The organism is Hydrogenophaga sp., assembly GCF_031426985.1.
Taxonomy (GTDB): domain Bacteria; phylum Pseudomonadota; class Gammaproteobacteria; order Burkholderiales; family Burkholderiaceae_C; genus Hydrogenophaga.
In genome coordinates this window covers 23,718-31,716 of record NZ_JASJOY010000221.1, presented here as the reverse complement: position 1 = coordinate 31,716, position 7,999 = coordinate 23,718, and the positions used below count along the sequence as shown (strand labels likewise).

At 65.3% G+C, this 7,999-nt stretch carries 6 protein-coding genes; all 6 read right to left on the bottom strand.

Annotated features, from left to right (window positions below; genetic code table 11):
- Window positions 1-643 (bottom strand): ATP-binding cassette domain-containing protein (locus RMP09_RS22250; RefSeq protein ID WP_310568158.1); only part of this gene is annotated, 643 nt, incomplete at its 3' end.
- Window positions 640-1,764 carry an urea ABC transporter permease subunit UrtC gene (gene urtC, locus RMP09_RS22245; protein ID WP_310568157.1) on the bottom strand — a complete coding sequence of 375 codons (1,125 nt, stop codon included), beginning with the start codon at window positions 1,762-1,764 and terminating at the stop codon, window positions 640-642. The genes urtC and RMP09_RS22250, both read right to left, overlap by 4 nt.
- Before the next feature lie 5 nt (window positions 1,765-1,769).
- Window positions 1,770-3,371: an urea ABC transporter permease subunit UrtB gene (gene urtB / locus RMP09_RS22240; protein WP_310568156.1), complete on the bottom strand. Its 1,602-nt coding sequence runs from the start codon at window positions 3,369-3,371 to the stop codon at window positions 1,770-1,772.
- Between the two features lie 342 nt (window positions 3,372-3,713).
- Window positions 3,714-4,979, bottom strand: coding sequence for an urea ABC transporter substrate-binding protein (gene urtA, locus RMP09_RS22235; RefSeq protein ID WP_310568155.1), 1,266 nt, complete (start codon window positions 4,977-4,979; stop codon window positions 3,714-3,716).
- A 232-nt stretch (window positions 4,980-5,211) separates the two neighbouring features.
- Window positions 5,212-7,131, bottom strand: coding sequence for an N-6 DNA methylase (locus RMP09_RS22230; RefSeq protein WP_310568154.1), 1,920 nt, complete (start codon window positions 7,129-7,131; stop codon window positions 5,212-5,214).
- A complete protein-coding gene (gene dinD / locus RMP09_RS22225) occupies window positions 7,132-7,989 on the bottom strand; it encodes a DNA damage-inducible protein D (protein ID WP_310568153.1) in 858 nt (285 codons plus the stop codon).
- Between the last annotated feature and the right edge of the window lie 10 nt (window positions 7,990-7,999).

Here is a 7,999-nt window from a genome sequence, read left to right as displayed (position 1 = left end):
GCAGCAGCTTGGGGTCCTGCATCAGCAGCATGCCGATCTCCAGCCACTGCTTCTGCCCGTGGCTGAGCAGGCCTGCCTGGCGCGCGGCGCTGTCGGCCAGGTGGATCGTCGTCAGCACCTCCGCCAGCCGGTCCTTCTCTTCCCCCGTGAGCGTGAACACCATGCTGCGCCCCACGCGCTTGTCGGTGGCCAGGGCCAGCTCCAGGTTCTCGAAGACCGAGAGCTGCTCGAACACCGTGGGCTTCTGGAACTTGCGGCCAATGCCCAGCGCGGCGATCTCGGCTTCGCGGTGGCGCAGCAGGTCGATGGTGCTGCCGAAGAACACCGTGCCGCGGTCGGGCCGGGTCTTGCCGGTGATGATGTCCATCATCGTGGTCTTGCCCGCGCCGTTGGGGCCGATGATGCAGCGCAGCTCGCCGGGTGCGATGTCCAGGCTCAGGCCGTTGATGGCTTTGAAACCGTCGAAGCTGACGTGCACGTCTTCCAGGTACAGGATGCGCCCGTGCGTGGTGTCCACCTCGCCCGCCTGGTGCACGCGACCGTAACCGGCACGGCGGCCACCGGATTCCGTCCGGCCTGGTGTGGCGACGGTCTGCAGTTTCTCGTAGCGCTGCGCGCCCGCTTCCATCAGGTCGGGGGTCATGCCCGGCCTCCCTTCTTGAACTTCTTGACCAGCCCCACCACGCCCTGCGGCATCCACAGCGTGACCGCGATGAACAGGGCCCCCAGGAAGTACAGCCAGTACTCCGGGAAGCTCACCGTGAGCCAGCTCTTGGCGCCGTTGACGATGAAGGCGCCGATGATCGGGCCGACCAAGGTGGCGCGGCCACCGACCGCGGCCCACACGGCGATCTCGATGCTGGCGGCGGTGCTCATCTCGCCGGGGTTGATGATGCCGACCTGCGGCACGTACAGCGCGCCGGCCACGCCGCACATCACGGCCGAAATCGTCCAGATGGTGAGCTTGTAGGGCAGCGGGTTGTAGCCACAGAACATGACGCGGCTCTCGGCGTCGCGCACCGCCTGCAGCACCCGGCCGAACTTGCTGCCCACCAGCCAGCGCGCGAACACGTAACAGCCCAGCAGCACCAGGCCGGTGATGACGAACAGCGTCATGCGCATCTCCTGCGTGGCCAGCGGCAGCCCCAGGATGCGCTTGAAATCGGTGAAGCCGTTGTTGCCGCCCATGCCGGTCTCGTTGCGGAAGAACAGCAGCAGCGCGGCGAAGGTGAGGGCCTGCGTGATGATGGAGAAGTACACGCCCTTGATGCGCGAGCGGAAGGCGAAGTAGCCGAACACGAAGGCCACCAGGCCCGGCACCAGCACGATCAGCGCCAGCGTGGCGATGAAGCTGTCCGACAGCGCCCAGTGCCAGGGCAGTTCCTTCCAGTCCAGGAAGACCATGAAGTCGGGCAGCTCGCTTTTGTAGTTGCCGTCGGTGCCGATCTGGCGCATGAGGTACATGCCCATCACATAGCCGCCGAGCGCGAAGAACAGGCCGTGGCCCAGCGAGAGGATGCCGGTGTAGCCCCAGATCAGGTCCATGGCCAGCGCGCAGATGGCGTAACACATGATCTTGCCCAGCAGACCGACCATGTAGTCGGACAGGTGGAACACGCTGCCCTCGGGCACCAGCAGATTCAGCGCTGGCGCCACGGCGCAGACCACCAGCAGCGCGACGAGCACGCCGCTCCAGCCGGAGCGGGTGAGCAGCGGTCCGGCCTGCGGCAGGACCACGGGAGAAGGAATGGTTTGTGTCGTCATGGTGTTCACGCCTCGGCGCTTCTTCCCTTCATGGCGAAGATGCCCTGGGGTCTTTTCTGGATGAAGACGATGATGAACACCAGCACCGCGATCTTGGCCAGCACGGCGCCGGCCCAGCCTTCGAGCAGCTTGTTCAGCAGGCCCAGGCCCAGCGCGGCGTAGACCGTGCCGGCCAGCTGGCCCACGCCGCCGAGCACCACCACCATGAACGAGTCCACGATGTAGTTCTGGCCCAGGTCGGGGCCGACGTTGCCGATCTGGCTGAGCGCGCAGCCCGCCAGGCCGGCAATGCCCGAGCCCAGTGCAAACGCGTAGGTGTCGATGCGCGCGGTGTTCACGCCCATGCAGCTGGCCATCGGGCGGTTCTGCGTCACGCCGCGCACGAACAGGCCGAGCCGCGTGCGGGTGATCAGCAGCGTGACGCCGACCAGCACCGCCGCTGCGAAGGCGATGATGATGATGCGGTTCCAGGGCAGCGTGAGGTTGCCCAGCAGCGTGACGCTGCCGCTCATCCAGCTCGGGTTTTCCACGCCCACGTTCTGCGCGCCGAACAGGCTGCGCACGCCCTGCATCAGCACCAGGCTGATGCCCCAGGTGGCCAGCAGCGTCTCCAGCGGACGGCCATAGAGGAAGCGGATCACCGTGCGCTCCATGGCCGCACCGACCAGCGCCGCGGTGATGAAGGCCACCGGCAGCGCGGCCAGCAGGTACCAGTCGAACAGACCGGGCAAGGCGTTCTTGAAGAGGGCCTGCACCAGCCAGGTGGCGTAGGCGCCGATCATGATCAGCTCGCCATGGGCCATGTTGATCACGCCCATGAGGCCGTAGGTGATGGCCAGGCCCAGCGCGGCCAGCAGCAGGATGCTGCCCAGGCTGATGCCGGTGAAGGCTTGCGAGAGCGCGTTGCTCACCGCGAGCGAACGGTCCAGCGACGAAATGGCGGCGCTGAGCGCGGCCTTCACGGCGGCGCTGCTCTCGGCTTCGAGCTGCGCGGCCAGCAGCGGGCGCAGAGCGGGCTGGCCCATCTCGCCCAGGGTCTGTGCCGCGGCCAGGCGCTGGGCTTCGTCGTCGCTGGCCAGCTGCATGGCGGCGCGGGCGAGCGTGAGGCTGTCGCGGGCGGCCGGGTCCAGGTTGCCGGCCAGGGCTTTTTCCACCAGCGGCAACTGGCTGGCGTCGGGTTCTTCAAAGGCGGCGCGCTGCAGCAGGGTGGCGGCTTCGCGTTGCAGGGCGGGATCGGTGCCGAACAGGTCGCGCCCGGCCTGCGCGGCCTCCAGCGCGCCCCGCAGGCGGTTGTTGACGATGGCGTCTTCGGCGTTCTCGCCGAGCGTGACCACGGCGCCGGTCACGGCGTCGGTGGCCGATCTGTCGTCGGCCACGATGAGCACCTGCTCACCCTGGACCTTGACGGCGTCGCTGGACAGGGCCTGGATCAGCGCCAGCCCCTTCGCGTCGCCGGCCGCGGCCAGCTGGTTGAGCGTCGCGATGCGCTCGTCACTGTCGCCCGCGGCCAGGGTCAGGGCCTCGGCCGGGGTGAGGGCGTGGGCCGCCCCCATGCCCAGCCACAGCGCCAACCCCAGGCACAGAGGCCGGAGCCATTCGGTCTTCATGAAAAATCCTCAACCAGAGACCGAGCCACAAACGGTCGGTCAACAGACACTCAAAGCCAGCGCCCACCACGCAAAACCCAGGGACACCGAGGGTCCGGCTCCGCCGGCCCCAGGTGTCGCCCCCCTCCCGCCGAAGGCCCGTGCAGCGCTTGACGCCAGCTGGAACATAAAAACGCGCCTTTGGGGCCATGACTGCGTTGCAAATCCGCGCGATACCACGTGGTATCGCTGTGGTTCGCGCCTTGCCCTGACCCCAAACGCATCGTTTTTATTGGTTCCATCCAGCGCCAAGCACTGCACCCGAGGGGGGAGCCGCGCAGCGGCGCGGGGGGTGCCTACGAATTACTTCTTCACCGGCACGTTGGCCTTGCCCTTGTTCTCGGCGATGTAGTCGCTCCAGGGGTCGGCCACGACCGGGCCCTTGGTCTTCCACACCACGTTGAACTGGCCGTCACCCTTGACCTCGCCAATGAACACCGGCTTGTGCAGGTGGTGGTTTTCCGGGTCCATGGTGGAGGTGAAACCGCCCGGGGCCTTGAAGGTCTGGCCGGCCATGGCGGCGATCACCTTGTCGGTGTCGGTGGACTTGGCCTTGGCCACGGCCTGCGCCCACATGTTGATGCCGATGTAGGTGGCCTCCATCGGGTCGTTGGTCAGCGGCTTGTCTTTGTGACCGGCGATGTTCTTGGCCTTGGCGTAGGCGGCCCACTTCTTGGTGAACTCGGCGTTGGCCGGGTTCTTGACGCTCATGAAGTAGTTCCAGGCGGCCAGGTGGCCCACCAGCGGCTTGGTGTCCACGCCGCGCAGCTCTTCTTCACCCACCGAGAAGGCCACCACCGGCACCTGCTTGGCCGACAGGCCGGCGTTGCCCAGTTCCTTGTAGAACGGCACGTTCGAATCGCCGTTGATGGTGGAGATCACCGCCGTCTTCTTGCCCGCGGCAGCGAACTTCTTGATGTTGGCGATGATGGTCTGGTAGTCGGCGTGACCGAAGGGCGTGTACTCCTCCATGATGTCGGCGTCCGCCACGCCCTTGGCCTTGAGGAAGGCGCGCAGGATCTTGTTGGTGGTGCGGGGGTAGACGTAGTCGGTGCCCAGCAGCACGAAGCGCTTGGCCGAGCCGCCGTCCTTGCTCATCAGGTATTCCACCGCGGGAATGGCCTGCTGGTTGGGCGCGGCGCCGGTGTAGAACACGTTCTTGGACAGCTCTTCGCCTTCGTACTGCACCGGGTAGAACAGCAGGCTGTTCTTTTCTTCGAACACCGGCAGCACCGACTTGCGGCTCACCGAGGTCCAGCAGCCGAACACGGCGGCGACCTTGTCCTGGTCGATCAGCTGCTTGGCCTTTTCGGCGAACAGCGGCCAGTTGGACGCCGGGTCCACCACCACGGGTTCGAGCTTCTTGCCCATCACGCCGCCCTTGGCGTTGATCTCGTCGATGGCCATCAGGGCCACGTCCTTGAGCACGGTTTCCGAAATGGCCATCGTGCCCGACAGGCTGTGCAGCACACCGACCTTGATGGTGTCGGCCGCGTGGGCCGGCAGGCCCATGGCGCCCAGGGCGGCCGCGACCGACAGGGCTTTGAGAGTGAATCGACGTTGCATCATGGCGCTTCTCCAGGGGGGGGTTGAGCAGATCCGGTTGAGGGGTGATTTCTGCCGCCGGACCACCCCTTGAGGGCGGTGTTCAGCGGACAACCGGATGCTAGGGAGAACCCTGAAGGGCGTATGTACGCCGGGTGGCGTATGCGGGGGTGTGCGCCCCGAAAAACGGGAGCCGAAGGCCCAACTTATCCTTGCAATCGTGGAGTCTGGTTCCAGATTTGCAAGGATGTGGCGCTCAGCCCGACGCCAGCAAGGCGTTCAGCCGCGCCAACGCGTCGGCCACGATGCGTCCCTGGTCTTGAATGCTCTTGATGATCTGCGCCGGCGTGCGGTCATCTACCACGGTTACCGCATTCGGATTCACCGCCTTCAGGTCGAACACCGCCGCGTCGATGCCATCGGCCTGCGTTTCCAGGTCGCGCGCCGCTTTCTCCTGCTCTCGGATCTGGGCGTCCAGCGCATCCAGCGCCTGCTGCAGCGCGGCGTCCTTCTTCAGGCGTTTGAACCGCTCTTTCATCGTCACGACCTCGGCCCTGATGCCGTTGGCCTGCTCCAACAGCGGCGCCATCTCGGCGCGGGCCTTGGCCCGTTTGGCCGCAAAGTCCACCGTCCACGAATAGCGGCCGTCGCCTGCGGGCGTTCCACGCTGCGCCAGCATGCGCGCATAGCTCGGGTAGGGCTTGCCCGCGTTGGCCTCGTCGGCTTGCCACTCGCCGGTCAGCACGGCGGGCAAAGCCTCGTCGGTCAACACGCTGCCATCGGGCGCATAGCCAAAATGCGCGAGCGTCAGCGGTGTCTTCTTGCCCACCTTCACATGCGACAGGTCGTAGTACCAAGTGCGCTCAGTCTTCTGGCCCTTGGTGAAGAACATCAGGTTGGTCTTCACGCCAGCGCCCGCGGTGGAAAACACGCCGCCCGGCAGGCTCAGGATGGCCCAGAGGTCGCATTCGTCCACCAGCTTGCGCTTGGTTTCCACAAAGGCGCTTTCGTTGGTGCGAAACAGAAAGCCCTCGTCCAGCACGATGGCACAGGTGCCCTGCGGTGCCAGCTCGGCCAGGATGTCCTGCACGAACAGCACCTGCGTCGAACTCGTCGCATAGGCATACTTTTGCTGCGCGTCCGAGCCCTCCTTGCCGCCAAAGGGTGGGTTGGTCAGGATCACGTCGAACTGCTTGGGCGCATCCTCGAACAACGCGGCGTAGGTGGCTTTACCCGTGAGCGAATTGCCATGCCACAGGTTGGGCTGGTCGATCCCGTGCAACACCAGGTTGGCCAACGCGATCGGGAACACCAGGTTTTCTTTTTCGCGGCCAAAGAAGGTGTCGTGCTTGAGCCGGTCGATGTCGGTGGCCGCCGGGATGTTGCCCATGTTGCGGGCCAGGTGCTCGTAGGCCACGGCCAGAAAACCGCCCGTGCCACAGCAGGGGTCGTACACCGTCTGGCCCAGCTGGGGTTGCACCGTATGCACCATGGCGCGGATCACCTCGCGCGGGGTGAAGAACTGGCCACCGTCCGAGTTCTTCTCGCCCATCTTCAGCAAAAGGTCTTCGTACACCTGCGAGAGCGTGAAGAAGTGCGTGTCGTCCACATGGTCGATGTGGATCTGGTGCACTTTGTCCAGGATGTCGCGCAGGTTGGTTTCGCTGTCCACCCGCACGCGCTCCACCGCCGTCATGGTGCGGCCGATGATGCGCTGCTTGCGCGTGGCCCAGGTACTGGGCAGGTTGGTGCGCGGGTCCATGTCCAGCTGGTGCAGGTGAGGCAATAGCTCTTTGTTAATGAACTCGAACAACTTGCCGTCGCCCGCCGCAAACAGCTCCTGCCGCTTCCAGCCAAAGGGCATGCCCTCGGGCGTCTTGGGGTGTGAGTCTGCGATCGAATATGGCGCCGCCCAGTCCTGCCAGCGAAAGGGCATACGCAGGGCCGGAACAAAGTTCGCGCCCACCACCTCGGCCTGCTCCTGGTCGCGGGCTTCCTGCGCGTCCAGGATGCGCAGGAACAGAATCCAGGTCAGCTCGGGCACGTACTGCAGGGCGCTGGCGCAGTTGGAGCGGCGCATCACATCGCACACGCTCTTGACGAAGCTGGAGAGCGACTGCGTGGAGGCGATGGCCTTGGGGACCTTTGGGGAAGACGTTTTCTTGGCGCGTGCCATTCAATTGCTCTCGGGTTTCTTCTTGGACAGCGATTTTTTCGCCGAAGCGATCTGCTGGATGCTGGTGTCCGGCTTGGGCAGCTTCTCGGGCATGGTGCCGCCCAGCTCCTGGATGGTCTGGCGCACCTTGCGGCCCACGTCGTAGTGGGTCTTATTGGCCTGGGCCTTGCCCTGCACCTGGTCACGCCGCAGCTTCTCTTCGGTCTGCGTGGCGCGGAACAGATTGGCTGCCAGCTCGGTGCTGCCCATGTGGTCCAGAATTTTCTGGCTCTTTTTCAGCCCTTTCACGGCGTGGATTTCCTTGTGCCCCAGCCCCCCGTACAAGCCCTTGTAGCCGTGGTCCTGAAAAATGGCGAAGTCCAGGCTGCTCTCCACGCCCGCGCCCTTGGCGGCCGCCGCCAGGTGCTTGTTGTGGGTGGCCAGTTCGTTGCGGATCGCCAGGCGCTTCTCGTCTTCGCTGAGCTGGGCAAACTTGGCATCGTCGGCCAGCTCCTGCCGCCGCGTCTGCAAGGCAAAGTAGGTTTGGCCGTTGGCGATTACCGGTTTGCTCGGATCGCCGTTCTGCACGATCAGGTAACAGGCATAACGCGAGAGCCGCACCCCGGGCAGCTCTCGCTGCGCGCCCGAGCCGATATCGACCATGTCGAGGACATCCTCGAAATGGTTCGCCAGTGGCTGGCCACTGTTCTGGCAGGCCTCTTTGGCCCGCTCCACCACCGGCAGAAAGTGGCGGTATTCCGAATAGTCCAGCACCTTGGCCAGCGACCGGGCCAGCCAGAACTCGTGGCCCTCGGCGTCGGCGTGGCGGATGCCTTCAAACGTGGCGTGGTGCGCCTGGGCTATGTTTTTATTGCTCATGTGGTTCTCC

Excerpts from the sequence above, each read along its gene's own strand:
- urtC (WP_310568157.1), bottom strand. The coding sequence starts at position 1,764 with ATGACGACACAAACCATTCCTTCTCCCGTGGTCCTGCCGCAGGCCGGA.
- urtB (WP_310568156.1), bottom strand. The coding sequence starts at position 3,371 with ATGAAGACCGAATGGCTCCGGCCTCTGTGCCTGGGGTTGGCGCTGTGG.
- urtA (WP_310568155.1), bottom strand. The coding sequence starts at position 4,979 with ATGATGCAACGTCGATTCACTCTCAAAGCCCTGTCGGTCGCGGCCGCC.
- RMP09_RS22230 (WP_310568154.1), bottom strand. The coding sequence starts at position 7,131 with ATGGCACGCGCCAAGAAAACGTCTTCCCCAAAGGTCCCCAAGGCCATC.
- dinD (WP_310568153.1), bottom strand. The coding sequence starts at position 7,989 with ATGAGCAATAAAAACATAGCCCAGGCGCACCACGCCACGTTTGAAGGC.